The sequence below is a fragment of the Citrobacter amalonaticus genome (genome assembly GCF_018252635.1).
GTDB lineage: Bacteria > Pseudomonadota > Gammaproteobacteria > Enterobacterales > Enterobacteriaceae > Citrobacter_A > Citrobacter_A amalonaticus_E.
In genome coordinates this window covers 762,430-788,820 of the sequence record NZ_JAGTXM010000002.1, presented here as the reverse complement: position 1 = coordinate 788,820, position 26,391 = coordinate 762,430, and the positions used below count along the sequence as shown (strand labels likewise).

The 26,391-nt window shown below is 53.4% G+C and carries 22 protein-coding genes and 7 tRNA genes; 6 read left to right on the top strand and 23 right to left on the bottom strand.

Annotated features, from left to right (window positions below):
• Positions 1-71: 71 nt before the first annotated feature.
• The 3 genes from ybeY to miaB form a co-directional block, all read right to left on the bottom strand.
• The gene (gene ybeY, locus KE671_RS08235; protein ID WP_206162503.1) at positions 72-539 is read right to left on the bottom strand and encodes an rRNA maturation RNase YbeY; all 468 of its coding nucleotides are present in this window, start codon (positions 537-539) and stop codon (positions 72-74) included.
• Positions 536-1,582 carry a PhoH family protein gene (locus tag KE671_RS08230; protein WP_206162502.1) on the bottom strand — a complete coding sequence of 349 codons (1,047 nt, stop codon included), beginning with the start codon at positions 1,580-1,582 and terminating at the stop codon, positions 536-538. Before KE671_RS08230 ends, ybeY begins: the two co-directional genes overlap by 4 nt.
• A 207-nt stretch (positions 1,583-1,789) precedes the next feature.
• Complete coding sequence (miaB, locus tag KE671_RS08225) at positions 1,790-3,214, bottom strand: tRNA (N6-isopentenyl adenosine(37)-C2)-methylthiotransferase MiaB (protein ID WP_206162501.1); 1,425 nt, start codon at positions 3,212-3,214, stop codon at positions 1,790-1,792.
• A gap of 145 nt (positions 3,215-3,359) precedes the next feature.
• On the opposite strand from miaB, the gene ubiF reads away from it, so the two are divergent.
• Positions 3,360-4,535 carry a 3-demethoxyubiquinol 3-hydroxylase gene (gene ubiF, locus KE671_RS08220; protein WP_206162500.1) on the top strand — a complete coding sequence of 392 codons (1,176 nt, stop codon included), beginning with the start codon at positions 3,360-3,362 and terminating at the stop codon, positions 4,533-4,535.
• Between the two features lie 99 nt (positions 4,536-4,634).
• Here the strand turns inward: ubiF and KE671_RS08215 are convergent.
• From KE671_RS08215 to nagB, 12 genes are all read right to left on the bottom strand, one after another.
• Positions 4,635-4,709, bottom strand: a tRNA-Gln gene (locus tag KE671_RS08215).
• 52 nt (positions 4,710-4,761) lie between these two features.
• Positions 4,762-4,836 (bottom strand) — tRNA-Gln (locus KE671_RS08210).
• A gap of 45 nt (positions 4,837-4,881) precedes the next feature.
• Positions 4,882-4,958 (bottom strand) — tRNA-Met (locus KE671_RS08205).
• A gap of 19 nt (positions 4,959-4,977) precedes the next feature.
• Positions 4,978-5,052, bottom strand: a tRNA-Gln gene (locus KE671_RS08200).
• A gap of 36 nt (positions 5,053-5,088) precedes the next feature.
• Positions 5,089-5,163, bottom strand: a tRNA-Gln gene (locus KE671_RS08195).
• Between the two features lie 23 nt (positions 5,164-5,186).
• Positions 5,187-5,271, bottom strand: a tRNA-Leu gene (locus KE671_RS08190).
• 8 nt (positions 5,272-5,279) lie between these two features.
• A tRNA-Met gene (locus KE671_RS08185) sits at positions 5,280-5,356 on the bottom strand.
• Positions 5,357-5,580: 224 nt separating this feature from the next.
• Complete coding sequence (gene asnB / locus KE671_RS08180; protein ID WP_206162499.1) at positions 5,581-7,245, bottom strand: asparagine synthase B; 1,665 nt, start codon at positions 7,243-7,245, stop codon at positions 5,581-5,583.
• A 254-nt stretch (positions 7,246-7,499) separates the two neighbouring features.
• The gene (gene nagD / locus KE671_RS08175) at positions 7,500-8,252 is read right to left on the bottom strand and encodes a ribonucleotide monophosphatase NagD (RefSeq protein ID WP_042320681.1); all 753 of its coding nucleotides are present in this window, start codon (positions 8,250-8,252) and stop codon (positions 7,500-7,502) included.
• 46 nt (positions 8,253-8,298) lie between these two features.
• Positions 8,299-9,519 carry a DNA-binding transcriptional regulator NagC gene (gene nagC, locus KE671_RS08170; RefSeq protein WP_043001404.1) on the bottom strand — a complete coding sequence of 407 codons (1,221 nt, stop codon included), beginning with the start codon at positions 9,517-9,519 and terminating at the stop codon, positions 8,299-8,301.
• Positions 9,520-9,527: 8 nt separating this feature from the next.
• Positions 9,528-10,676, bottom strand: a complete 1,149-nt coding sequence (gene nagA, locus KE671_RS08165; protein WP_206162498.1) for an N-acetylglucosamine-6-phosphate deacetylase — start codon at positions 10,674-10,676, stop codon at positions 9,528-9,530.
• A 58-nt stretch (positions 10,677-10,734) separates the two neighbouring features.
• Positions 10,735-11,535, bottom strand: coding sequence for a glucosamine-6-phosphate deaminase (gene nagB / locus KE671_RS08160; RefSeq protein ID WP_206162497.1), 801 nt, complete (start codon positions 11,533-11,535; stop codon positions 10,735-10,737).
• Between the two features lie 326 nt (positions 11,536-11,861).
• Here nagB and nagE point away from each other — a divergent pair, with 326 nt between their 5' ends.
• The 4 genes from nagE to chiQ all read left to right on the top strand — a co-directional run bounded on the left by nagE (position 11,862) and on the right by chiQ (position 17,959).
• A complete protein-coding gene (gene nagE / locus KE671_RS08155) occupies positions 11,862-13,886 on the top strand; it encodes an N-acetylglucosamine-specific PTS transporter subunit IIBC (RefSeq protein WP_206162496.1) in 2,025 nt (674 codons plus the stop codon).
• 179 nt (positions 13,887-14,065) lie between these two features.
• Entirely contained in the window at positions 14,066-15,733 is a 1,668-nt protein-coding gene (glnS, locus tag KE671_RS08150; RefSeq protein WP_206162495.1) for a glutamine--tRNA ligase, read from the top strand.
• A gap of 437 nt (positions 15,734-16,170) precedes the next feature.
• Positions 16,171-17,577, top strand: coding sequence for a chitoporin ChiP (chiP, locus tag KE671_RS08145; RefSeq protein ID WP_042320675.1), 1,407 nt, complete (start codon positions 16,171-16,173; stop codon positions 17,575-17,577).
• A 49-nt stretch (positions 17,578-17,626) separates the two neighbouring features.
• On the top strand, positions 17,627-17,959 hold the full coding sequence (gene chiQ, locus KE671_RS08140) for a ChiQ/YbfN family lipoprotein (RefSeq protein ID WP_206162494.1): 333 nt from the start codon (positions 17,627-17,629) through the stop codon (positions 17,957-17,959).
• 52 nt (positions 17,960-18,011) lie between these two features.
• On the opposite strand, the gene tcuC is transcribed toward chiQ, so the two are convergent.
• The 8 genes from tcuC to ybfF form a co-directional block, all read right to left on the bottom strand.
• Positions 18,012-19,307, bottom strand: coding sequence for a tricarballylate/proton symporter TcuC (tcuC, locus tag KE671_RS08135; protein ID WP_206162493.1), 1,296 nt, complete (start codon positions 19,305-19,307; stop codon positions 18,012-18,014).
• A 54-nt stretch (positions 19,308-19,361) separates the two neighbouring features.
• The gene (tcuB, locus tag KE671_RS08130) at positions 19,362-20,501 is read right to left on the bottom strand and encodes a tricarballylate utilization 4Fe-4S protein TcuB (protein ID WP_206162492.1); all 1,140 of its coding nucleotides are present in this window, start codon (positions 20,499-20,501) and stop codon (positions 19,362-19,364) included.
• Positions 20,488-21,891 carry an FAD-dependent tricarballylate dehydrogenase TcuA gene (tcuA, locus tag KE671_RS08125; RefSeq protein ID WP_206162491.1) on the bottom strand — a complete coding sequence of 468 codons (1,404 nt, stop codon included), beginning with the start codon at positions 21,889-21,891 and terminating at the stop codon, positions 20,488-20,490. The genes tcuB and tcuA overlap by 14 nt, the downstream gene beginning before the upstream one ends.
• Positions 21,892-21,988: 97 nt before the next feature.
• Entirely contained in the window at positions 21,989-22,915 is a 927-nt protein-coding gene (gene tcuR, locus KE671_RS08120) for a LysR family transcriptional regulator (protein ID WP_206162490.1), read from the bottom strand.
• A gap of 131 nt (positions 22,916-23,046) precedes the next feature.
• Positions 23,047-23,493, bottom strand: a complete 447-nt coding sequence (fur, locus tag KE671_RS08115; RefSeq protein ID WP_046477500.1) for a ferric iron uptake transcriptional regulator — start codon at positions 23,491-23,493, stop codon at positions 23,047-23,049.
• 280 nt (positions 23,494-23,773) lie between these two features.
• Positions 23,774-24,304, bottom strand: a complete 531-nt coding sequence (gene fldA / locus KE671_RS08110; protein ID WP_003022839.1) for a flavodoxin FldA — start codon at positions 24,302-24,304, stop codon at positions 23,774-23,776.
• 149 nt (positions 24,305-24,453) lie between these two features.
• Entirely contained in the window at positions 24,454-24,747 is a 294-nt protein-coding gene (gene ybfE, locus KE671_RS08105) for a LexA regulated protein (protein ID WP_044326665.1), read from the bottom strand.
• Between the two features lie 128 nt (positions 24,748-24,875).
• Positions 24,876-25,649 carry an esterase gene (gene ybfF, locus KE671_RS08100; RefSeq protein ID WP_206162489.1) on the bottom strand — a complete coding sequence of 258 codons (774 nt, stop codon included), beginning with the start codon at positions 25,647-25,649 and terminating at the stop codon, positions 24,876-24,878.
• A gap of 190 nt (positions 25,650-25,839) precedes the next feature.
• On the opposite strand from ybfF, the gene seqA reads away from it, so the two are divergent.
• Positions 25,840-26,385 carry a replication initiation negative regulator SeqA gene (gene seqA, locus KE671_RS08095; RefSeq protein ID WP_043001391.1) on the top strand — a complete coding sequence of 182 codons (546 nt, stop codon included), beginning with the start codon at positions 25,840-25,842 and terminating at the stop codon, positions 26,383-26,385.
• The last annotated feature ends 6 nt before the right edge of the window (positions 26,386-26,391 follow it).

The following is a 26,391-nucleotide window of genomic DNA, read 5'->3' as shown; positions in this document are numbered from 1 at the left end:
CGCTCTGCATATCAGGCTTACAAAATGAAAGAACGTATGCCGGATAAGGCGCATGCGCCTTATCCGGCATTCTATTCCTTCTCGGCAATGTACGGATCCTCATAGCCCAGAGCAAGCATAATCTCTGTCTCAAGGGCTTCCATCTCTTCTGCTTCGTCGTCTTCGATATGATCGTAACCCAGTAAATGGAGGCTACCGTGGACGACCATATGCGCCCAGTGAGCATCCAGCGGCTTACCTTGCTCCTGCGCTTCTTGTTCAACGACCTGGCGGCAGATGATCAAGTCGCCGAGTAGCGGCAGCTCAATACCCGGCGGCGCTTCAAAGGGAAAAGAGAGCACGTTGGTTGGCTTATCTTTCCCACGGTAGTTCAGATTAAGGTCGTGGCTTTCGGCTTCATCCACCAGGCGAATCGTCACTTCTGATTCTTCCTGAAATTGCGGGATAACCGCATTCAGCCAGCTCTGAAACTGGCTCTCTTCTGGCAAACCGCTGTTATTCTCACACGCTAGCTGCAAATCAAGGATCACCTGACTCATTTCTGTTCCTGTTCCTGAGCTTCACGCTTGCGCTCGGCAGCCTGCTCGGCTTTACGTTTTTGTTCGGCTTCTTCCCATGCTTCATAGGCGTTAACGATGCGGGCAACCACCGGGTGGCGCACAACGTCTTCACTGTGGAAGAAGTTAAAGCTGATCTCTTCGACTTCCGCCAGAACCTCAACAGCATGGCGCAGGCCAGATTTGATGTTACGTGGCAGGTCAATCTGGGTGACATCGCCAGTAATCACCGCCTTCGAGTTAAAGCCGATACGGGTCAGGAACATCTTCATCTGCTCGATGGTGGTGTTCTGGCTCTCATCAAGAATGATAAAGGCGTCGTTCAGCGTACGACCGCGCATATAGGCCAGCGGAGCCACTTCAATCACGTTGCGCTCAATCAGCTTTTCAACTTTCTCGAAGCCGAGCATTTCGAACAGGGCGTCATACAGCGGGCGCAGGTAAGGGTCAACCTTCTGGCTCAAATCGCCTGGCAGGAAGCCCAGTTTTTCCCCGGCTTCAACCGCTGGACGGGTTAGCAGAATACGGCGGATTTCCTGACGCTCAAGGGCATCTACGGCGGCGGCGACAGCGAGATAAGTTTTCCCTGTACCGGCAGGACCGACGCCGAAGGTGATGTCATGGTCGAGAATGTTGGCGATGTACTGCGCCTGGTTAGGCGTACGTGGTTTAATCACACCACGCTTAGTTTTGATATTGACCGCTTTGCCATACTCGGGGACGCTCTCGGCGCTCTGCTCAAGCACACGCGCTTCCTTAATGGCGAGATGGATTTGTTCCGGTTCGATATCCTGCGTCTGGCCGCGCATCGGCGCAGTATCGACATACAGGCTGCGCAGGATATCCGCCGCCGCGGTGACGCAAATCGGGCGACCGGTCAGTTTAAAATGGTTGTCACGGCGGTTTATCTCAATGCCGAGACGGCGTTCCAGCTGTTTAATGTTGTCATCAAACGGGCCGCAAAGGCTCAGCAGGCGGGCGTTGTCTGCAGGCTCAAGGGTAATTTCGCGAGTGTCTGTGTTCAAACTGTTCCTCTTATGCATAGGGAGCCGGAAGATGAACATTCACCGGCCTGTCAGGAAATTATTCACGCCACGAGTTAAAGGCGCAAGCACTGGAATAAAGATGGGGGCGTAGAAAGGAAATACAAGAGCCTTTCGGGCCTATGAAGCATCGTGCTTTGTAGGCCCGATAAGCGCAGCGCCATCGGGCATTTTGACGTTTTCGCAGAATTAAGGCTGCCAGAACCCGACGCCAGTCTCGTTCTCTTTACGGGTTCGCGCAATCACCGATTCCGGGGTTTCTGCAATACGCAGACCCATTTCGTCTTCGGTGCGCACCACTTTCCCACGCAGTGAGTTGGTCCAGACATCGGTAATTTCCACATCGACAAATTTACCGATCATCTCCGGCGTGCCCTCGAAGTTCACCACGCGGTTATTTTCGGTACGACCCGACAGCTCCATAATGCTCTTACGCGATGTTCCTTCCACCAGAATGCGTTGAACGGTGCCAAGCATCCGACGGCTCCATGCCATCGCCTGCTGGTTAATCCGATCCTGCAGAATATACAGACGCTGTTTCTTCTCATCTTCCGGCACGTCATCCACCATATCGGCGGCCGGCGTTCCCGGACGTGCAGAGAAGATAAAGCTGTAGCTCATGTCGAAATTAACGTCAGCAATCAGCTTCATGGTCTGCTCGAAGTCCTGGGTCGTTTCTCCCGGGAAGCCGACGATAAAGTCGGAGCTTATCTGAATGTCCGGACGCGCGGCACGCAGCTTACGGATGATCGCTTTATATTCCAGCGCCGTGTGGGTACGCCCCATCAGATTCAGCACACGATCTGAACCGCTCTGAACCGGCAGGTGCAGGAAGCTCACCAGTTCCGGCGTGTCGCGATAGACGTCGATAATATCGTCGGTGAACTCGATCGGATGGCTGGTGGTGAAGCGGATGCGGTCAATACCGTCAATGGCGGCAACCAGGCGCAACAGGTCGGCGAACGAACCGGTGGTGCCGTCGTAGTTTTGTCCACGCCAGGCGTTGACGTTCTGGCCAAGCAGATTGACTTCACGTACACCCTGAGCGGCAAGCTGAGCAATTTCAAACAGGATATCGTCAGACGGGCGGCTGACTTCCTCACCGCGGGTGTAAGGCACCACGCAGTAAGTACAATATTTATTGCAGCCTTCCATAATAGAGACAAACGCGGTCGGACCTTCTGCACGCGGTTCCGGCAAACGGTCAAACTTCTCGATCTCCGGGAAGCTGATGTCGACAACCGGGCTACGGTTGCCGCGAACGGAGTTGATCATCTCAGGCAGGCGATGCAGCGTCTGCGGCCCGAAAATGATGTCGACATAGTGCGCGCGTTGGCGAATATGATCGCCTTCCTGAGACGCCACACAGCCGCCGACGCCGATGATCAGATCGGGGTTTTTCTCTTTTAACAGCTTCCAGCGGCCCAACTGATGGAAGACTTTCTCCTGAGCCTTCTCGCGGATTGAGCAGGTATTCAGCAGCAGCACATCCGCTTCTTCCGCCACGTCGGTCAGTTGATACCCGTGAGTGGCATCCAGCAGATCGGCCATCTTCGATGAATCGTATTCGTTCATCTGACAGCCCCAGGTTTTAATATGGAGTTTTTTGGTCATCGACTTGCTCTTGCGAAATAGTGGCTGAATTGCAGGGCGCATAGTGTAATGCTTTGCTGCCCTGGTGACCAGTATGACCGTTATCAGCCTCAAGGGGTAAAAAATCCTGTAAACTTGTCTTATTCATGCAACAGGATGATTGACCATGACAAATCAACCAACGGAAATTGCCATTGTCGGCGGGGGAATGGTCGGCGGTGCGCTGGCGCTGGGACTGGCACAACACGGCTTCACGGTGACGGTGATTGAACACGCCTTACCCGCGCCGTTTGTTGCGGACAGCCAGCCGGACGTGCGTATTTCGGCGATCAGCGCCGCTTCGGTTTCTCTGCTGAAGGGACTTGGCGTCTGGGATGCTGTGCAGGGGATGCGCAGTCATCCTTATCGTCGACTGGAAACCTGGGAGTGGGAAAACGCGCATGTGGTGTTTGACGCCAGCGAACTGAAGCTACCGCTGCTCGGGTATATGGTTGAGAACAATGTTCTGCAACAGGCGCTTTGGCAGGCACTGGAAGCGCATCCGAAAGTGACGCTACAGTTTCCGGCTTCGCTGATTGCGCTGCATCGCCATAACGAACGTTGTGAGCTGGAACTGGCGGATGGCGAGCGAATCACCGCAAAACTGGTGATTGGCGCGGATGGCGCAAATTCGCAGGTGCGGCAGATGGCCGGCATTGGCATTCACGCCTGGCAGTATGCGCAATCTTGCATGTTGGTTACCGTGCAGTGCGAGAATGACCCTGGCGACAGTACCTGGCAACAGTTTACGCCGGATGGCCCACGCGCGTTTTTGCCGCTGTTCGATAACTGGGCATCGCTGGTGTGGTATGACTCCCCGGCGCGGATCCGCCAGTTGCAGGGGCTCAATATGGCGCAGCTTCAGACAGAGATTACGAAGCATTTCCCGGCGCGTCTGGGGCCGGTGATGCCCGTCGCGGCTGGCGCGTTTCCACTGACACGCCGTCATGCACTGCAATATGTGCAGCCTGGGCTGGCGCTGGTGGGCGATGCGGCGCACACCATTCATCCGCTGGCCGGGCAGGGGGTAAATCTGGGGTATCGCGATGTGGATGTGCTCATCGATGTGCTGGTGAATGCCCGCAGCTATGGCGAGTCCTGGGCGAGTCAGCCGGTTCTGAAACGCTACCAGACCCGGCGCATGGCGGATAACTTCATCATGCAAAGCGGGATGGATCTATTCTATGCCGGATTCAGTAATGACCTGCAGCCGCTGCGGATAATCCGTAACCTTGGGCTAATGGCGGCTGAACGTGCTGGCGTGTTAAAACGTCAGGCGCTGAAATACGCATTAGGGTTGTAGCGTTAATGAAAGCCTGATGGCGCAATGCTTATCAGGCTTATTCGCCGGTCAGGTAAATCATAGAAAGCAAAAAGCTCGCCGAAGCGAGCTTTTCTAATGTGGCTGGGGTACGAGGATTCGAACCTCGGAATGCCGGAATCAGAATCCGGTGCCTTACCGCTTGGCGATACCCCAATTTAAAATTTCAGGCACTTCTTACATTCACATGGTGAACGTCTTTCAAATTTGGCTGGGGTACGAGGATTCGAACCTCGGAATGCCGGAATCAGAATCCGGTGCCTTACCGCTTGGCGATACCCCAACAAATTGTTTTGAACCCGCATGAAAAACTAACGTGTTCTGAATATGGTGGCTACGACGGGATTCGAACCTGTGACCCCATCATTATGAGTGATGTGCTCTAACCAACTGAGCTACGTAGCCAGATACGGTATTTCTTCGATGGCTGGGGTACCTGGATTCGAACCAGGGAATGCCGGTATCAAAAACCGGTGCCTTACCGCTTGGCGATACCCCAATGACCGTCGCGGTAAACCGCAAACTCGAAGAAAGATGGCTGGGGTACCTGGATTCGAACCAGGGAATGCCGGTATCAAAAACCGGTGCCTTACCGCTTGGCGATACCCCATCCGTGCAACGCTTTTATGGGAATGGTGCGGGAGGCGAGACTTGAACTCGCACACCTTGCGGCGCCAGAACCTAAATCTGGTGCGTCTACCAATTTCGCCACTCCCGCAAAAAAGATGGTGGCTACGACGGGATTCGAACCTGTGACCCCATCATTATGAGTGATGTGCTCTAACCAACTGAGCTACGTAGCCATCTTTTTTTCGCGCTTACCTTATCGGCGTTGCGGGGCGCATTATGCGTATTGAGCCTTGAAGCGTCAACCTCTTTTTCATCGAAAACGGCCGGAATGTGACTGTTTGGTTAGGTTGCGAACAGCGTGACGCAATATTCGGCAATTATTGGTTATCAATCGCTTTCTGACGTGTTTTTCAGGATCAAAAAAGGGCCCTGGAAGGCCCTTTTTCCTCAGTGTAGCTTATTGATATGCAGACTGGTGAACACCGACTGCGCGACCGGATGGATCGTTCATGGTTTTGAATGCTTCGTCCCATTCGATCGCTTTAGCAGAAGAGCAGGCGACGGAAGGGCCACCCGGCACACATTCTGCAGCGCTTGGCAGCGGGAACAGCTCTTCGAAGATCTCACGGTACAGATATGCTTCTTTTGAAGACGGTGTGTTGTAAGGGAAGCGGAAGCGGGCGGTTTCCAGTTGCTGATCGGAAACTTGCTTTGCGGCCACCTCTTTCAGGGTGTCGATCCAGCTATACCCTACACCATCAGAGAACTGCTCTTTCTGACGCCATGCGACGCTTGCCGGTAGATAGGATTCGAAACATTCACGAAGGATATGTTTTTCCATCTTGCCGTTGCCGCACATTTTATCTTGCGGGTTAATGCGCATCGCCACATCGAGGAATTTTTTATCAAGGAACGGGACGCGCGCTTCCACACCCCATGCCGACATCGCTTTGTTGGCACGCGCGCAGTCAAACATGTGCAGCGCCTGCAGCTTGCGCACGGTCTCTTCGTGCAGTTCTTTAGCGTCCGGCGCCTTATGGAAATAGAGGTAGCCACCGAATACTTCATCCGATCCTTCGCCTGAAAGCACCATCTTGATACCCATCGCTTTGATTTTACGCGACATGAGGTACATCGGTGTAGAGGCGCGAATGGTGGTGACGTCATAGGTTTCGATGTGATAAATCACGTCGCGGATCGCATCCAGCCCTTCCTGTACCGTAAAGTGAATTTCATGATGTACGGTTCCCAGATGGTTTGCCACTTCCTGCGCGGCTTTCAGATCCGGAGACCCTTCCAGACCGACGGCGAAGGAGTGGAGTTGCGGCCACCAGGCTTCAGAACGTTCATCATCTTCGACACGACGAGCTGCGAATTTTTTGGTGATCGCCGAGATGATGGAGGAGTCCAGGCCGCCAGAGAGCAGCACGCCGTAAGGCACGTCTGACATCAGGTGGCTTTTGACGGAATCTTCCAGCGCCTGACGCAGTTCGTTTTTATCGGTAACGTTATCTTTTACTGCGTCAAAATCGAACCAGTCACGCTGATAGTACTGACGGATTTCACCGTCTTTACTCCATAGATAGCTTCCCGCCGGGAACTCTTTAATGGTGCGACAAACCGGCACCAGCGCTTTCATTTCTGACGCGACGTACAGGTTGCCGAACTCGTCGTAGCCCATATACAGCGGGATAATGCCAATGTGGTCGCGGCCAATCAAATATGCATCCTGCTCGCTGTCATACAGCGCGAAGGCAAACATCCCTTGCAGGTCGTCGAGAAATTCAACGCCTTTTTCCTGATACAGCGCGAGGATTACTTCGCAGTCTGAACCAGTCTGGAACGCGTAGCGATCGCCATATTCTGCACGCAGCGCCTGGTGGTTGTAGATTTCACCGTTGACGGCCAGCACGTGAGTTTTCTTATCGTTATACAGTGGCTGTGCGCCGGCGTTGACGTCGACAATCGACAGGCGTTCATGGGCCAGAATGGCCTTATCGCAGGCATAAATACCGGACCAGTCCGGGCCGCGATGGCGCATCAGGCGTGACAGCTCAAGCGCTTTTTTACGCAGTTCACCTGCATCTGACTTAATATCGAATACGCCGAAAATTGAACACATAACCTTCTCCGTTAACCTGTTGCGTAATGCTTTTTGTGTTTGCTTGCTAAAGAAAATGCCGCAAAGAAACAAGAGGCGCAAGGGATTTGCGGTCCGAAAAAGAAAAAACGCAATGGTGATTGTTGATTAGTGAAAAAAGATTACATATTGAGCGTATTCATTGATGAATCATCAGTTTTGTGCCGCTTTTGTTGAATGAATTTATTTTTCCGGGAGGCGAAAATGAAAAACCACGTCCTGGGACGTGGTCTGGGTTAAATAACGTCGATTTCGGCGACGGAGGGATAAATCCAGCTTGGGCGGAACGGCATACTGTCAATGTCATCCAGCGTGGAAACGCCGGAGAGCACCAGAATGGTTTCAAGCCCCGCCTGGAAGCCGGCGAGAATATCGGTGCGCAGGTTATCGCCAACAATCACCGTCTCTTCCGAGTGTGCCTGCATTTTGTTTAACGCCGCACGGATAATCCACGGACTCGGTTTGCCGACGTAGAAGGGTTTGCGACCGGAAATTTTCTCGATCCCGGCGCAGAGCGCGCCACAGGCCGGATAAAACCCGCGACCGTGGGTGTCCGGGTTGGTAGCGATAAAGCGTGCGCCGTTTGCCACAAAGTAAGCCGCTTTGTGCATCATGTCCCAGTTATAGGAACGGGTTTCGCCAACGATGACAAAGTCCGGATTGACGTCAGTAATGGTGAAACCGGCCTTATACAATTCGTGAATCAGCGCGCCTTCACCAACGACATAGGCCTTTTTACCTTCCTGACGACGCAGGAAATCAGCGGTCGCCATTGCGGAGGTGTAGAACACGCTGTCCGGCACGTTAACGCCCGCGGTTGCGAAGCGATTTGCCAGATCCTGGCCGGTCTGCGACGGATAATTTGTCAGCAGCACCAGCGGCAGGCCTTTTTCCATTACGCCAGTCAAAAACTCCGCCGCACCGGGTACGGCGACATTGTCGTGCATCAGCACGCCGTCGATATCACAAATGACATTCTTGATGGTCATGAACTACCCAGGAGATGTGTTAATAATCCGATACTATAAGAGCGCATCAGTTTTCCAGCAAATGCTGGAGCAAAATACCGTTGAGCATAGCGCGTTTTACCAGCGCAAACGCACCAATGGCCGAGCGGTGATCCAGCGTGGAACGCACCACCGGTAAATTCGTGCGAAACGCCTTTAGCGCCTGCGTATTAATGCAGCTTTCAATCGCGGGTAACAGCACTTTATCGGCTTCGGTGATCTCACCGGCAATCACGACTTTTTGCGGATTAAACAGGTTGATGGCGATCGCGATGGTTTTACCCAGATGACGCCCGACGTGCTCGATCACCTCGGAAGCCAGGCTGTCGCCCTTATTGGCCGCCTTGCAGATGGTTTTGATCGTACAGTCTTCCAGCGGAACGCGGCTCTGGTAGCCTTGCTTGAGCAGATTGAGGACCCGATGTTCAATCGCCGCATTCGCGGCAATGGTTTCCAGGCAGCCAAAGTTGCCGCAGTGACAGCGCTCGCCCAGCGGTTCAACCTGGATGTGGCCAATCTCGCCAACGTTGCCATTACGACCAATAAAAATTCGTCCGTTAGAGATGATTCCGGCACCTGTACCACGGTGAACGCGCACCAGAATGGAGTCTTCGCAATCCTGGCTTGCACCAAAGTAGTGCTCTGCCAGCGCCAGACTGCGGATATCGTGACCGACAAAACAGGTGACGAGAAATCGTTTTTCCAGTGCCTCAACCAGTCCCCAGTTCTCCACCTGAATATGCGGCATATAGTGGATCTTGCCGCTTTCGGGGTCGACAAGCCCCGGCAGGATCACAGAAATGGCGATGAGCTCGCGGATTTTGCGCTGATTGCTGTCAATAAAGGCGGTAATGGCATTGAGCAAGGCGTGTTCCAGCGTTTCCTGCGTGCGCTCGGGCAGAGGATAATGTTCTTCCGCCAGCACTTTGCTGCTCAGGTCAAACAGGGTGATGGTTGCGTCGTGGCGTCCAAGACGTACACCAATGGCATGAAAACTGCGGGTTTCGGTGACGATAGAGATGGCGCGGCGGCCTCCGGTGGAGGCCTGCTGATCGACTTCTTTGATCAGTCCGCGTTCAATCAGTTGACGCGTAATTTTGGTTACGCTGGCGGGGGCAAGCTGGCTTTGCTCGGCAATCTGGATCCGCGAGATTGGCCCATGCTGGTCAATCAGGCGGTAAACGGCCGCGCTGTTAAGCTGTTTTACGAGATCAACATTACCTATTTGAGCTTGTCCGCCTGGTGTCATACGTTCTCTTACTCAGTAACGACCTCGTTACCATTAACGATGGTCTTGATGATTTTAAAGTCGTGTGTGAAAGCGGTCAGGTTCGCCACTTTACCCGCTGTGATGCTGCCGAGGTGTTTCTCAACACCAATGGCGCGCGCAGGGTAGAGGGTTGCCATGCGCAGCACTTCGTCGAGCGCAATGCCGCAATGTTCAACCAGGTTACGCACGCCTTCAATCATGGTTAATGACGAACCGCTCAGCGTCCCGTTCTCATCTACACAAAGTCCATTGCGGTAGTATATTGTTTTACCAGCAAAAATGAACTGTTCAATATTTGCCCCTGCTGGCGCAGTCGCATCCGTCACCAGGCACAGTTTGTCGCCTTTCAGCCGTTTAGCGTTGCGGATGTTGGCATAATCAACGTGCAGACCGTCGGCAATCACGCCGCAATAGATGTCAGCTTCATCCAGAATCGCGCCGGCCAGACCCGGTTCGCGTCCGGTGATATAAGGCATGGCGTTGAACAGATGCGTGGCAAAGGTGATACCTGCACGGAACCCGGCTTTTGCTTCTTTCAGCGTGGCGTTTGAGTGACCGGCAGAAACCACAATCCCGGCGTTCGCCAGCTTGCCGATCACGTCCGCAGGGACCATTTCCGGTGCCAACGTCACTTTAGTGATCACGTCGGCATTATCGCACAGGAAATCGACCAGCGCAGCGTCAGGCTGACGGACAAAGCTCGGATTGTGCGTCCCTTTTTTCACCAGGTTCAGCCAGGGGCCTTCCAGGTGCAGGCCCAGCGCCTGATTTGGATGCTTCGCCAGGTATTCACGCATCACGCGAACGCCTTGCTTCATGAGTTCGTCGCTGGTGGTAATCAGCGTAGGCAGGTAGTTGGTGCAGCCCGATTTCTCGTTGGCTTTTTGCATGATCTCCAGCGTTTCAACAGTAACGGCTTCTGCTGTGTCGTTAAACTGCACGCCACCGCAACCGTTAAGCTGGACATCGATAAAGCCGGGGGAAAGAATGGCCCCGTTCACTGAACGTTGTTCGATCTCTGGCGGCAGTTCTGCCACAGGACAAACGCGGTCAATCAGGCCATTGGCGACAACAATCGCATGGTCATCAAGAATTTCGTGACCGGTAAAGATCCGGCCCTGGGTTAAAGCATACATTCCGACCCCCGATTTCTAAAAAATGCCGCCCTGAACATAAAACAGGGCGGAGACTACATTACAGACCTTTGATATTCTCTGCTTCTAACTCGTTGAAATATTTCAGCGTCTTAACTTTCAGTTCCATTGTGGACGGCTCATCGCACACCACCACCGCTTTCGGATGCAGTTGCAGACAGCTGATGGTCCACATGTGGTTCACATTACCTTCAACCGCAGCCTGCAGCGCCTGCGCTTTCTGATGCCCCAGCACCAGAATCATCACTTCTTCAGCGTCCAGCAGAGTACCCACGCCAACGGTCAGCGCGTACTTCGGTACCTGTTCCACATCGCCGTCAAAGAAACGGGAGTTTGCCACACGGGTGTCATGCGTCAGGGTTTTGATACGGGTACGAGAGGCCAGCGAAGAAGCCGGTTCGTTAAACGCGATATGACCATCATTGCCGACGCCACCCATGAACAGGTGGATTTTACCGTAGGAACGGATTTTTTCTTCATACTGACGGCACTCGGCGTCGATGTCCGGCGCGTTGCCGTTGAGCAGGTTGATATTTTCTGCTGGAATATCAACGTGGTCGAAAAAATTGCGGTGCATAAAGCTGTGGTAGCTTTCCGGATGCTCTTTTGGCAAGCCGACATATTCGTCCATATTGAAGGTCACGACGTGTTTGAAGCTAACCTGGCCCGCTTTGTGCATTTCGACTAAGGCTTTATACGCTGTCAGCGGCGTGCCGCCTGTCGGCAGACCCAGCACAAACGGACGATCGGCTGTCGGTTTGAACGCATTGATGCGATTAACGATATGGCGTGCAGCCCATTTGCCGACCTGTTCAGCGGACGTCAGGGGAATCAGTCTCATTCTTCACCTCAGAAAGTAAATGTAAGCCGTTGACGGATTGTGCATAGGTGCATGGTAAAGCGTAACCTGGCATGCATCAGCTGGGTCAATCTGTCTTGATTTTTTGAATGATAAAATAAGTTTTCCCACATAGCCAGTAAAAGGGAGTGAATATAACGATATTTGGTGACTAAACTCACAAAAAAGACGCTTTTAATTTGCGGTACGAATTAAATTTTTACACACTCACAATGCCAGTAAAGCAACAACTGAATTTCAATAAGTTAGTGACAAAATAAAAACACAGCTTAAAGCGAGCCTTAACGGGGTCTCAAAGGGGGAAGAAAGTGAGTATTCTAGGTTATTTGCAAAAGGTAGGCCGTGCGCTAATGGTGCCGGTCGCCACGCTGCCTGCGGCGGCAATATTGATGGGGGTCGGCTACTGGATCGACCCGGTAGGTTGGGGTGGAGACAACGCCCTTGCGGCGTTCTTCATTAAGTCCGGTTCCGCCATTATCGATAACATGTCTGTACTGTTTGCTATCGGTGTGGCTTACGGTATGTCCAAAGATAAAGACGGTGCTGCGGCGCTGACCGGTTTTGTGGGCTTCCTGGTGTTGACCACACTCTGTTCCCCGGCTGCGGTTTCCATGATTCAGAAGATCCCTGCTGACCAGGTTCCTGCCGCTTTTGGTAAGATCAGCAACCAGTTCGTGGGTATTCTTGTCGGTATCATCTCTGCTGAGCTGTACAACCGCTTTAGCAGCGTTGAACTGCCGAAAGCGCTTTCCTTCTTCAGCGGGCGCCGTCTGGTGCCGATCCTCACCTCGTTTGTGATGATCATCGTGGCGTTCATCATGATGTACATCTGGCCGGTGATTTTCGACGGTCTGGTTAACTTCGGTGAACATATTCAAAAACTGGGCTCAACCGGTGCGGGTATCTACGCCTTCTTCAACCGTCTGTTGATTCCGGTGGGTCTGCACCACGCGCTGAACTCCGTATTCTGGTTCGACGTTGCGGGGATTAACGACATTCCTAACTTCCTCGGCGGTGCTCAGTCTATTGAAGCGGGTAAAGCGGTTGTCGGGATTACCGGTCGTTATCAGGCGGGCTTCTTCCCAATCATGATGTTCGGTCTGCCGGGGGCGGCGCTGGCTATCTACCACTGCGCACGTCCTGAGAACAAGGCGAAAGTGCTGGGTATCATGATGGCCGGTGCGTTTGCCGCATTCTTCACCGGTATCACTGAACCGCTGGAATTCTCCTTCATGTTCGTTGCGCCGGTTCTGTATGTGATTCACGCTATCCTGACCGGTATCTCCGTATTCATCGCGGCGAGCATGCATTGGATTGCCGGCTTCGGCTTCAGCGCGGGTCTGGTGGATATGGTGCTTTCTTCCCGTAACCCGCTGGCGACCCAGTGGTGGATGCTGATCCCGCAGGGTCTGGTGTTCTTTGCCATTTACTACGTGGTATTCCGTTTCGTTATCACCAAATTCAACCTGATGACGCCGGGACGCGAACTGGCCGTAGCGGGCAGCGAAGCGGATGGTCAGGACCTCAATGTGAGCAGCGATAAAGAGCAGGACGTTTCTGCGCTGGCGCGTCAGTACATTGCTGCCATCGGCGGTTCTGAGAACCTCACAGGTATCGATGCCTGCATCACCCGCCTGCGTCTGAGTGTAAAAGACTCATCGCTGGTGAATGAAGGCATGGCGAAACGCCTGGGTGCCTCTGGTGTGATTCGTCTGAACAAAACCAGCGTGCAGATTATCGTCGGCTTCGTGGCTGAGAAAATCGCCAACGCGATGAAAACAACCGGTCCGGTAGCGGCGGCTGAAGCTTCAGCAGCGCCTGCAGCTCAGGCAACAGCAAAACCGCAGGCCGTGCCGAATGCGGTAACCATCGCTGAACTGGTGTCACCAGTGACCGGTGAGGTGGTTGCGCTGGAACAGGTGCCTGACGAAGCGTTCGCCAGCAAAGCGGTAGGTGACGGCGTTGCGGTAAAACCAACGGATAAAACCGTGGTTTCTCCAGCTGCCGGCACCATTGTGAAAATCTTCAATACCAACCATGCGTTCTGCCTGGAAACAGAGAAAGGTGCGGAAATCGTTGTCCACATGGGTATCGATACCGTCGCGTTGAACGGGCAGGGCTTCAAACGTCTGGTGGAAGAGGGCGCAGAAGTGACGGCGGGTCAGCCGATTCTGGAAATGGATCTGGATTACCTGAACGCGAACGCGCGCTCTATGATCAGTCCGGTGGTGTGCAGCAACATCGACGACTTCAGCGGCCTGGTGATCAAAGCCGACGGTCACGTGGTTGCCGGTCAAACGCCACTGTATGAGATTAAAGGCCAGGCCAGATAAGGCATAAGACGCCATCCGATAACATGAAGCGGCGGGGGAAACCTCCGCCGCTTTTTTTTGCAGCAAATTCCCGCCTATTTTTCTTCAACGCCACTTTTTCAGTAACTAAAGGTTGTCAGTCAGTCCGGCTTATAAGATCATATGCCGTTATACGTTGTTTACGCTTTGAGGAATCCACGATGAGTGAGGCTGAAGCCCGCCCGAGTAACTTTATTCGTCAGATCATCGATGAAGATCTGGCCAGTGGTAAGCACACCACGATCCATACCCGTTTTCCGCCGGAGCCAAATGGCTATCTGCACATTGGTCACGCGAAGTCCATCTGCCTGAACTTTGGTATCGCGCAAGACTACCAGGGCCAGTGCAACCTGCGCTTCGATGACACCAACCCGGTAAAAGAAGATATCGAGTACGTTGATTCGATCAAAAACGACGTTGAATGGTTAGGTTTTCACTGGGCTGGCGACGTTCGCTACTCCTCAGATTACTTTGATCAACTGCACGCCTACGCGGTTGAACTGATCAACAAAGGTCTGGCCTATGTCGATGAGCTGACACCGGAGCAGATCCGCGAATACCGTGGCACGCTGACTCAGCCAGGCAAAAACAGTCCGTTCCGCGATCGCAGCATCGAAGAGAATCTTGCGCTGTTTGAAAAAATGCGTACCGGCGGCTTTGAAGAAGGTAAAGCCTGCCTGCGTGCGAAGATCGATATGGCGTCGCCATTTATCGTGATGCGCGATCCGGTTCTGTACCGCATTAAATTTGCCGAGCACCATCAGACCGGCAACAAGTGGTGCATCTACCCGATGTACGACTTCACCCACTGCATCAGCGATGCGCTGGAAGGTATTACGCACTCTCTGTGTACGCTGGAATTCCAGGATAACCGTCGTCTGTACGACTGGGTGCTGGATAACATCTCCATTCCGGTTCACCCGCGCCAGTACGAATTCTCACGCCTGAATCTTGAATACACCGTGATGTCCAAGCGTAAGCTGAACCTGCTGGTGGCTGATAAGCACGTTGAAGGCTGGGACGATCCGCGTATGCCGACCATCTCCGGTCTGCGTCGTCGTGGCTATACCGCCGCAGCGATCCGTGAATTCTGCAAACGCATTGGTGTGACCAAGCAGGACAATACGATCGAAATGGCGTCGCTGGAATCCTGTATCCGCGAAGACCTTAATGAAAATGCGCCGCGTGCGATGGCGGTTATCGATCCGGTAAGACTGGTTATCGAAAACTACCCGCAGGGCGAAAGCGAACTGGTCACCATGCCTAACCACCCGAACAAACCGGAAATGGGGACCCGTGAGGTTCCGTTCAGTGGTGAAATCTGGATCGATCGCGCGGACTTCCGTGAAGAAGCGAACAAGCAGTACAAGCGTCTGGTGATGGGGAAAGAAGTGCGTCTGCGTAACGCTTACGTAGTCAAAGCAGAACGCGTGGAAAAAGATGCCGAAGGCAACATCACCACCATCTTCTGTACCTATGATGCGGATACCCTGAGTAAAGATCCGGCGGATGGGCGTAAAGTGAAAGGCGTGATCCACTGGGTTAGCGCGGCCCATGCGCTGCCGATCGAAATTCGCCTCTACGATCGTCTGTTCAGCGTACCGAACCCTGGCGCGGCGGAAGATTTCCTGTCCGTGATGAACCCGGAATCGCTGGTGATCAAGCAGGGCTTTGCTGAGCCATCGTTGAACGCTGCGGTAGCAGGGAAAGCGTTCCAGTTTGAGCGTGAAGGTTACTTCTGCCTGGACAGCCGTTACGCCAGCGCAGAGAAGCTGGTGTTTAACCGCACCGTTGGCCTGCGTGACACCTGGGCGAAAGTCGGCGAATAAGCTGCCACAACTCACCTTTCAAACGCCGCATCCTGCGGCGTTTTTTTCATCTTCTGCTCAACAAAATATCTCGCTTTGCGAAGCGAATTAATTCCCATTCATAAAATAATGCCATTAACAAACAGCTGTTATCGATAACATGAATAATTAACAGGTAATAGTATGAAACCGCTTTCATCTTTCTGGAAAACAACGGAAATTTACATTGTTTATAGCATTTGTTGTCGGATGAATAAAATGTAACAGGAAGCGATGAAATATGTGCGGTTGCTCATACTCTTACATTCTCGTTACAGAAAGGTATTGATAATTCGCGTCGCGAAAAATAGTCTATCACTGTAGTCAGTGAGGTTTTTCTCAGTGCTACCTTTACTTTTTTATTTTTTCGCTGTTTCGCCTTTGGCAACAGCAATTTATACGTCAAAGAGGATTAACATATGCGTACGTTTAGTGGCAAACGTAGTGCGCTGGCGTTGGCTATCGCCGGTATCACAGCACTGTCGGGTCTGGTCGTTGTTCCGCAGGCACAGGCCGAAGGCTTTATCGATGATTCAACCCTGACGGGCGGCATCTATTACTGGCAGCGTGAGCGTGACCGTAAAGATGTCACCGACGGAGATAAGTATAAAACCAACCTTTCTCACGCGACCTGGAACGCCAACCTGGATTTCCAGTCCGGCTATGCAGCCGACATGTTCGGTCTCGATGTGGCGGCGTTTACTGCTATTGAAATGGCGGAAAACGGCGACAGCGGCCATCCTAACGAAATCGCGTTCTCGAAAAAGAACAAAGGTTACGATGAAGACTACTCCGGTGATAAGAGCGGAATCAGTCTGTACAAGGCCGCCGCGAAATTCAAATTCGGTCCTGCCTGGGCTCGTGCCGGTTATATTCAGCCTACCGGTCAGACGCTGTTAGCGCCGCACTGGAGCTTTATGCCTGGTACCTATCAGGGGGCCGAAGCTGGCGCAAACTTTGACTACGGCGATGCGGGCGCACTGAGCTTCTCCTATATGTGGGCCAACGAATATAAAGCGCCGTGGCACACTGAAGTCGATAAATTCTACCAGGGCGATAAAAAGACCAAAGTCGATTATCTCCATTCTGTCGGCGCAAAATATGATTTTAAAAATGACCTGGTGCTGGAAGCCGCATTTGGTCAGTCCGAAGGTTATGTCGATCAGTACTTCGCCAAAGCCAGCTATAAATTTGATTTAGGCGGAAATCCGTTCTCCACCAGCTACCAGTTCTACGGTGCGCGTGACAAAGTCGATGACCGCAGCGCCAGCGATATCTATGACGGTACGGCCTGGCTGCAGGCGTTGACCTTCGGCTACAAAGTGGCAGAAGTGGTTGACCTGCGTCTGGAAGGGACATGGGTTAAGGCCGAAGGGCAGCAAGGATTCTTCCTGCAACGTATGACTCCAACCTATGCGTCGTCCAACGGTCGTCTGGATATCTGGTGGGATAACCGTTCAGACTTCAACGCCAACGGCGAAAAAGCCGTCTTCTTTGGCGCGATGTATGATCTGAAAAACTGGAACCTGCCGGGTTGGGCAGTCGGGGCTTCGTATGTGTATGCCTGGGACGCGAAACCGTCTACCTGGCAGAGCAGCCCGGATGCGTACTATGACAAAAACCGTACCATCGAAGAGTCTTCATACAGCCTGGATGCGGTCTACACCCTGCAGGACGGTCGTGCGAAAGGCACCATGTTTAAACTGCACTTCACCGAATATGACAATCACTCCAACATCCCGAGCTGGGGCGGCGGTTACGGCAACATCTTCCAGGATGAGCGCGACGTGAAGTTCATTGTGATTGCACCGTTCACCATCTTCTAATGCCATCAGCGGCAGGCCCTGTGCCTGCCGCATCGTTGAGGACCATGCTATGAAAAAACTGATATTCATCGCCGTAATGGCCTCGGGACTGGTGGCCTGCGCACCGTCAACGGCCCCGAAAGAAGACAGCCGATTGAAAGAGGCGTACAGCGCCTGTATCAACACGGCACAGGGATCGCCAGAGAAAATCGAAGCCTGTCAGAGCGTGCTGGATGTGCTGAAAAAAGAAAAACAGCATCAACAATTTGCGAATCAGGAAAGTGTTCGCGTGCTGGATTACCAGCAGTGTATTCAGGCAACGCGTACCGGTAACGATCAGGCTGTGAAAGCCGATTGCGATAAGATCTGGCAGGAAATTCGCAGTAACAATACGGCGAAGTAAGTGTCAGAGACAACATAAAGCGGGCGGAGAGATTTCTCCGCCCGTTTGCGTTTCAGAGCTTATTCTCTGCTGTCTGATAACCACGGCTGAGACGAACAAACAGCATTGCCGTCGCGGCGAGCCCGCACAGCGCAGCGCACATGAGCCACCACCCCGGAGAACTCTTATCGCCGGTCAACTGGACCAGCGCCGTGGAAATGGCCGGCGTCAGGCCGCCGAAAATTGCCGTGGCGAGACTAAAGGCCAGCGAAAAACCCACGGTTCGGACATACACCGGCATCACTTCGGTCAGTGCGGCAACCATCGCGCCGTTGTACATGCCGAAAAAGAACGAGAACCAGAGCAGCACCAGCGTCATGCGGGTGAAGTCAGGGGCAGCGGTAAGCCAGTTCATCACCGGCCAGGTGGTGACGAGGGCGAGCAAGGTAATACCCATCAGCACCGGGCGACGCCCGATCCGGTCAGAGATGGCCCCGCCAATCGGCAGCCAGATGAAGTTAGAAATCCCCACCAGCATGGTGACTACCAGGCTGTCACGCGCGCTCAGGTTCAACACCGTTCTTCCGTAGGTGGGGGTATAGACGGTAATAAAATAAAAGGTCGTGGTCGTCATTGCCACCAGCAGGGTACCTGCAGTGATGATGCGCCAGTTTTTAGCAATGGTGGTAAAAATTTCCCGGGTGTCGGGACGGTGTTTACGTTGTAAAAAGGCTTCCGTTTCCTGTAACGAGCGTCGAAGAACAAAAATCAACGGAATAATCATGCAGCCAATGAAGAACGGGATGCGCCAGCCCCATTCGGAGATTTCATCGTGCCCCAGCGTGGCATTCAGACCGTAACCGATCAGCGCGGCGACCACGATTGCCACCTGCTGACTGGCTGATTGCCAACTGGTGTAAAAACCTTTATTGCCAGGCGTTGCAATCTCAGAAAGATACACAGAGACGCCGCCCAGTTCGACGCCGGCAGAAAATCCCTGTAGCAGACGCCCCACCAGGACCAGCACGGGAGCCAGCAGACCGATAGTCTGATAACCCGGAACGAGGGCGATGAGCAGCGTGCCGCAGCCCATAATCGCCAGGGTCACCATCAGCCCCTTCCGGCGGCCTATCCTGTCGATATACGCCCCCAGAATTACCGCGCCAATCGGACGCATTAAAAAACCAGAGCCAAAAACGGCAAAGGTAAGCATGAGACCGGCGAACTCACTTTCAGCGGGAAAAAACGTCTTAGCGATATAGGTGGCGTAAAACCCAAACAGAAAAAAGTCGAACTGTTCGAGAAAATTACCGCTGGTCACACGCAGTATTGCGCCGAACGTGCCGGCGCGCGATGGTTGTTGAGTCATTGAGGTTGCTCCACTGTCTTATCATAATTATGTATAGAGGTAAGAGTATGCGGGTCAGTCGCCTGCGACCCCCGCCTGTTTTCCACGGCGCTTCTCAATCGCCCATTTGAGTAAAGAGGCGCAGCGGTAAAATCCGTGGGCAAATTTGCCGTATGGAATGGTTAAAAAAAGCGCCATGACCACGCCAAGATGAATGGCAAGCAGGATACCCATCCATGAGGTGTTTCTTCCCGCCAGCAAACCTAAACCGGTCAGGCTGGTCAGGAACAGAAGTAAAATAAATCCGCGATCCATCGGTTTCTGCCGCGCGTCGCCATGCAGCGGTGAGCGTTTAAGGTTTAACCACAGCAGGCCCGCCGGACCAATGACTAAACCGATTCCACCGAGCGTGCCAAGCATGACCGGCACGCTGAAGAATGGATAGGGGGCTTCCCATCCGGCAAAATAGTGGTAACCAGTCGCCACCACGGTCGCGGCGAAACAGAGCATAAAACCGTAGAAGGTGAAATGATGGAAACGACGGCGCATCAGCGTGAAAGCATCATCTGCTTCGTTGCAGCCTTTGCCATGTCCGCCGTCGAGGTATTTCAGCGTCAGTGCATTGTGCGAGGCTTCAGCAATTTCCGCCGGGCGCGGCCCGACGGGAGAAATCTCACGCCAGAAACGGATCACCCCTGCCATCAGTAAACCGATCGCCAGTACGAAAACCGAGCCAAACATCCATGCCAGCAGGTTGTGCGGGAAGATTTGATAGAAATCACCGGCCAACGGCGGGTGGAGCAGCGATCCCTTCAGCCCCATGGTGAGGAGTAAAAAGAGGATCAGACCAAAGACCAGCGCCAGCGTCACGGTGACGCCCGCCCGGCGATACAGCGCTCCGAAGGCCGCCGGTTGCGCGTAGTGTTGCCAGGTTTCCAGCCGCGCTTCCGCCATCGTTTTTGGTACGTTGATCGCAAATTCATGGGGCGGCGCGTACTGGCAGGCATGCAGGCAGGCACCGCAGTTGTGACACAGGTTCGCCAGATAGTGAATGTCCGCTTTACCAAATTCCAGCCGTTGAGTCATCGCCGGGAACACGGCGCAAAAGCCTTCGCAATAGCGACAGGCGTTACACACCTGCATCACCCGCTCGACTTCAGCCTCCGGCTCGGTGAGAATTTTGGCTTCGATAATCAGTTTTTCAAGCTGCTTCATGGCGCGCCTCCTTACGTGCTGCCCGCGCGGCTTCTTGACCCGCGATGCGACCAAACGTGGTACCGATGGACATGCCGACACCGGCGGTATAGCCCTTGCCCAGCACGTTGCCCGCCATCATCTCACCAGCAACAAACAGGTTACGGCTGGGGACGCCTGCAAAGTGGACCGCAGCGTGTTCATTCACTTTCAGTCCCAGATAGGTAAAGGTGATCCCCGGACGCAGGGCATAACCGTAGTAGGGCGGCGTATCAATGGGGCGCGCCCAGTGGGTTTTCGGTGGCGTCAGATCTGTCGTTGAACAGTTGTCCAGCGTGGTGTGATCAAACTGACCCGGCTGACAGGCCTGGTTATAGCGCTCCACGGTATGGGTAAAGCGTTCGGGATCCAGCCCCAGCTGGCGGGCTAGTTCATCCAGCGTGTTGGCTTGCGCACCCGGGAAAACCGGCGGCATAAAGTGGCCGATCGCTTTGCTGTCAATAATGGAGTAGCCAATCTGACCGGGCTGGTGGGCAACCAGACGCCCCCAGATGGCATATCGTTTCGGCCAGAAATCTTCGCCTTCATCGTAAAAGCGCTCCGCGTCCCGATTGACCACCACGCCAAGCGAGACGCAATCCACGCGGGTACAAATGCCGCCGTCATACAGCGGGGCTCTGGCATCAATGGCAACACAATGGGACTGGGACGGATCGCCGATGATGTCAGCCCCGGCGTCGATCATAAATTTGAGCAACACACCCTGATTAAAGCGGGTGCCACGAATGAGGAAGTTATCGGCGGGCCATTCGCCACGCGCGTTTTCTCCCCAGGCCTCGCGCAGCCATTCGCGGTTGGATTCAAACCCGCCAGCGGCGAGGACGCAGGCTTTGGCCTCAATGCGCTCGTTCCCTGCCAGGGCGGCGACGAATTCACCATGGCGCAATTCAAGCGCCTGTACCGGCGAGTTGTAGCGAATCTTAACCCCCAGCTTCTCTGCGCTGCGGTAATAGGCATTCACGAGAGCTTTACCGCCGCCCATAAAGAAGGCATTAGTACGCGCCACGTGCAGTGCGCCAGAGAGTGGAGGCTGAAAGTTAACACCGTGCTGGCGCATCCAGTCGCGACATTGCGATGAGGTGCGGATCACCAGGCGCGCCAGGGCTTCATCGGTATTGCCTTCAGTGACACGCCAGAGATCCTGCCAGAACTCCTCTTCGGGATAACTCTCGACCAGCACATCCTGTGGCGCATCGTGCATACAGCGTAAATTGCGCGTGTGTTGAGAATTGCCGCCGCGCCATTCCCGGGGCGCAGCCTCTAACAGCAACACGGAAGCTCCTGCCTCACGGGCGGTTAAGGCGGCACATAACGCGGCATTACCGCCGCCAATCACCAGTACATCCACCATCGTTTACTCCATTACCATTTAACTATTTGTTAAATTTGTAATTGAAATGTATACGCGTGGGTTGTGTGGGCGCTATGACGAAAAGCTAAAGACCTGTTTAGTGAGCGTAAAGGGTGGCACCCGGCCAACGACCGGTTTCAACAAGTTCACGCATCACTTTTGTGAGCATCACGCGGGCGGCGAGCCCGGCGGGGGTGAGTTCGTCGTCAGACAGGCTGACCAGGTAATTGGGGCGACTGAGTATGGGATTATGGACGCCGATCACTCTTAGCGCTTCCCTCTCAAGATGAGAAATGGCGGCACCGGGTTGCAGCGTGGCACCAAGTCCATTGCGAACGGCGCGCATCAGTAATGTCAGACCGTCAATTTCCGTGGCGATATCAACCTTCAGTCCGTGTTCCTGACAAATGGCCTCCAGCCGGCCGCGGAGTCCATGGCCCAGGCTTGGCATGATAAGGGGAATATTCGCCAGTTGAGCGGGAGTTATGGTGTCATCGGGAATATCCGCCAGCAGCTCGTGCGTGCCAATCAGAAAAAGACGCTCTTCAAGAACCGGCCTGGCACTCCAGCGCAGGATCTTCTCTTTTTGAAAAACGACGGCCAGATCGATCTGACGGGTGTTGATCATCCGCTCCAGGTTACCCGACAGGCTTTCCACTACATGCAGGCGAACGTCGGCGTAATGTTCCCGCATAGCATGAATAAATGGCATTCCCAGGACAGAGGCCGTGCTGGGGGCCATGCCAACGCTGACGTGCCCGGACAGACGCGCCTCTCGCGCGGCCAGAATAGCATCATCAGCGTGACGCAGCGCCAGCTGTGCCTGTGAGTAAAAGGCCAGACCCGCGTTGGTTGGCGTTACGCCGCGCGAGGTTCGCTGTAACAGACGAATCGCGAGTTCATTTTCCAGTCGCGTCATCTGCTGGCTGAGCGCTGAGACGCCGATGTCGAGATCGAGCGCTGCACTGCCCATACTGCCGGTTTCCACAATACGGACGAAGTAACGTAGCTGGCGAAGTTCCATTTCTATTCTCCGGACAAGGCAAGGGGAAATTTTACATTAAAGCAACATGCAGCCAGAAGAAAGCGCAGAGTGGTGAATGGCGCGCATAAAAAAAGCCAACCGACAGGTTGGCTTATTCAGAATCATGCAAATTATTTCGCGTCGTGCGCGTGTTCGTCTTCGCGGCAATCGCCTTCAGCGCAGTGGCCGTACAGATAAAGGCTATGATTGGTCAGACGAATGCCGTGTTTTGCCGCGATCTCACGCTGGCGCGCTTCAATAGAATCATCACTGAATTCGATCACTTTGCCGCAATCGAGGCAAATAAGGTGATCGTGATGATGCTGCTGGGTCAGCTCAAAAACGGATTTGCCGCCTTCAAAATTGTGGCGGGTTACGATCCCGGCGTCATCAAACTGGTTCAGCACGCGATACACGGTCGCCAGACCAATTTCTTCACCCATGTCGATCAGTCGTTTATATAAATCTTCCGCACTGACGTGGTGGTTTTCCGGTTCCTGAAGAACTTCCAGAATCTTTAAACGAGGAAGCGTTACTTTCAGGCCAGCCTTCTTTAATGCGGTATTGTTGTCAGTCATGCGGAATCTGTCCTGTTGCTAAACGATTCACTTCATACAAGAAGTGACAGAAATTGCACTCGAGATAATGCGTTTCATTATAGGACTGCCGTGTCTAAATGAAAACTGCAAGCCTCTGGCAAATGTTAATAAATAGTCGGTATTGCCTGGAAATGAGAGCGCCACCTAAAAACTCCTGCACATTGTACAGGGATGGGCAAGAAAGTTACAAATTTGTAGCAATTATTTTGATTGGTTCTGTCTATTGATGCGGCGCAAACATTGTCTGCGCCGCCGTACATCAGGCGTTGATGATCTCGTCGAGGTGCAGTTCTTCAGAAATCTGCTTCACCCATTTTTCCACACGTTCAGCGGTCAGTTCCGGCTGACGGTCTTCGTCAATCGCCAGACCGACAAAGTGGTCGTCATCCGCCAGACCTTTGGAGGCTTCAAAATGATAGCCTGCGGTCGGCCAGTGACCCACGATGGTTGCACCGCGCGGTTCAATAATATCGCGGATCGTGCCTAATGCGTCGCAGAAGTATTCTGCATAATCTTCCTGATCGCCACAACCGAACAGCGCGACCAGTTTTCCATTGAAATCAATGTCTTCGAGGGTAGGGAAGAAGTCGTCCCAGTCGCACTGCGCTTCACCATAATACCAGGTTGGGATGCCAAGCAGCAGAATGTCATAGCCTTCGAGATCTTCTTTGCTGCTTTTTGCAATGTCATGCACATCGGCAACGTCTTTACCAAGCTGTTTTTGAATCATTTTTGCGATATTTTCGGTGTTCCCGGTGTCGCTGCCGAAAAAAATGCCAGTGATTGCCATGAGTAAAGTAACCTCTTGAAACTTATTGAAATGGTGGTGGCGAATTGCCCACAGATAAGGGCAATCATAGCAGAACAGTCAGGTATGCGGAAATAGCAAACGCACACGAGTGCACTCCATGCTACACGAAAGTGGGAGATGGGATGATTTCAGGCGAGATCCTGGCCGCGTAGTGCCGCCAGTTGGGCCATCAATATCTCTTCGATCAGTTCACTGCGGCTCATCTCTCGGGATTCCGCCAGCTCGTTCAACGCATCAACCGCTTCCGCGTTGAGTTTGAGTTCGACACGCTTAAGACCGCGAACTTTGTCGCGTTTGAGTTGATTACGCTTGTTAATGCGCAGCTGTTCATCGCGCGAAAGCGGATTGGTTTTCGGTCGTCCCGGGCGACGCTCGTGCGCGAACAGATCTAGTGTCGTACGGTCCGTTTGTTCTTTGGCCATGATATTGGTGACTTCGGGGAAACAATCAGCCAGGCCTCTGCCCGGCTGGATAGCGCGCCATCATACATCAGCGAATGAGGCGCGCCAACGTTCGCACGCGTAATCGCGCACGGACGCTGAGTTTTTAATCAGTTAGCCGTTTCATTAAGATAACGACGGATGGCGCGCAGCACGGCCTCAGGCTTTTCGGCATGCACCCAGTGGCCGGCCCCGGCTATCACATGCGCACGTGCTTGCGGGAACTGTGCCAGTAAATCCGCGCGATACGCTTCGGTGACGTAAGGGGAATTGCCGCCGGGAATAAACAGTGCCGGATGATCCCAGGCTGGTATTATCTCCCAGCCAACGATATGCGGATACTGCTCCCACAGCACCGGCACGTTGAAGCGCCACTCGCCGTCAACATATGATTTCAGTAAAAACTGTATCACGCCTTCTTCATGAAGATGCTCGCGCATGATAGCGGCAGCCTGTTGGCGGGTCTTTGCTTCCGACGCCGTCACCGCGTTGATGGCGGCGAAAATTTCGTCGTGGCGGCGGACGTGGTAATCCACCGGGGCAATATCAATCGCCACTAAACGGGCGATACGTTCCGGGGCCAGCGCGCTGAGCGCCATTACCGCTTTACCCCCCATCGAGTGACCAATAAAGGTGGCTTTATCGATGTGTTGCGCATCCAGCGTATCCAGCAGATCCTGCGCCATCGCCGGGTAGTTCATCACCGGGTCACGCGGAGAAAGACCATGATTACGCATATCAACCTGGATGATGTCATGGTCATTCACCAGGTCTCGCGCCAGTACGCCCAGGTTGTCCAGGCTGCCAAATAAACCGTGAACCAGTACGATGGGAGAATTATTGTGCAGGTTTTGTGCGGATTGCGCTCGGATATTCAATTTCATGGCAAAGTTCTTTTTTTCGCTCTGTCGGGTTAGGGTATTATGTTGACCATTCTGCCACTGGGCTGCAACCACTTCGGTTTTCTCCGAGTTTTTTGTTAAGCCAGGTTTGACGCTATTCGCCGTTGGGATTTGCCCCTATACTCCCAACGATTTGTATTTCAGATCAGATAAGACACCGCACTGGATTAAGATGAAAACGATTGAAGTTGATGATGAACTCTACAGCTATATTGCCAGCCACACGAAGCATATCGGCGAGAGCGCATCCGAGATTTTACGGCGTATGTTGAAGTTTTCCGCCGCATCACAGCCCGTCACGCCAGTGACAAAAGAGGTTCGCGCCGCGCAACCGGTTGTTGCGGAGGCGAAACCCGTCAATCTTGTCAAAGATAAAGTGCGCGCTATGCGTGAGCTGCTTCTGTCCGATGAATATGCGGAACAGAAGAAAGCCGTTAACCGCTTTATGCTGGTGCTGACTACACTCTATACACTGGATCAACACGCGTTCGCTGAGGCAACGGAATCGTTGCATGGCCGTACGCGTGTCTACTTCGCGGCTGATGAACAGACGCTACTGAAAAATGGTAACCAAACCAAACCAAAACACGTGCCCGGCACGCCGTATTGGGTGATCACCAACACCAACACCGGCCGTAAATGCAGCATGATTGAGCACATCATGCAGTCAATGCAATTCCCGGCGGAATTGATTGAAAAGGTTTGCGGAACAATTTAATCCATG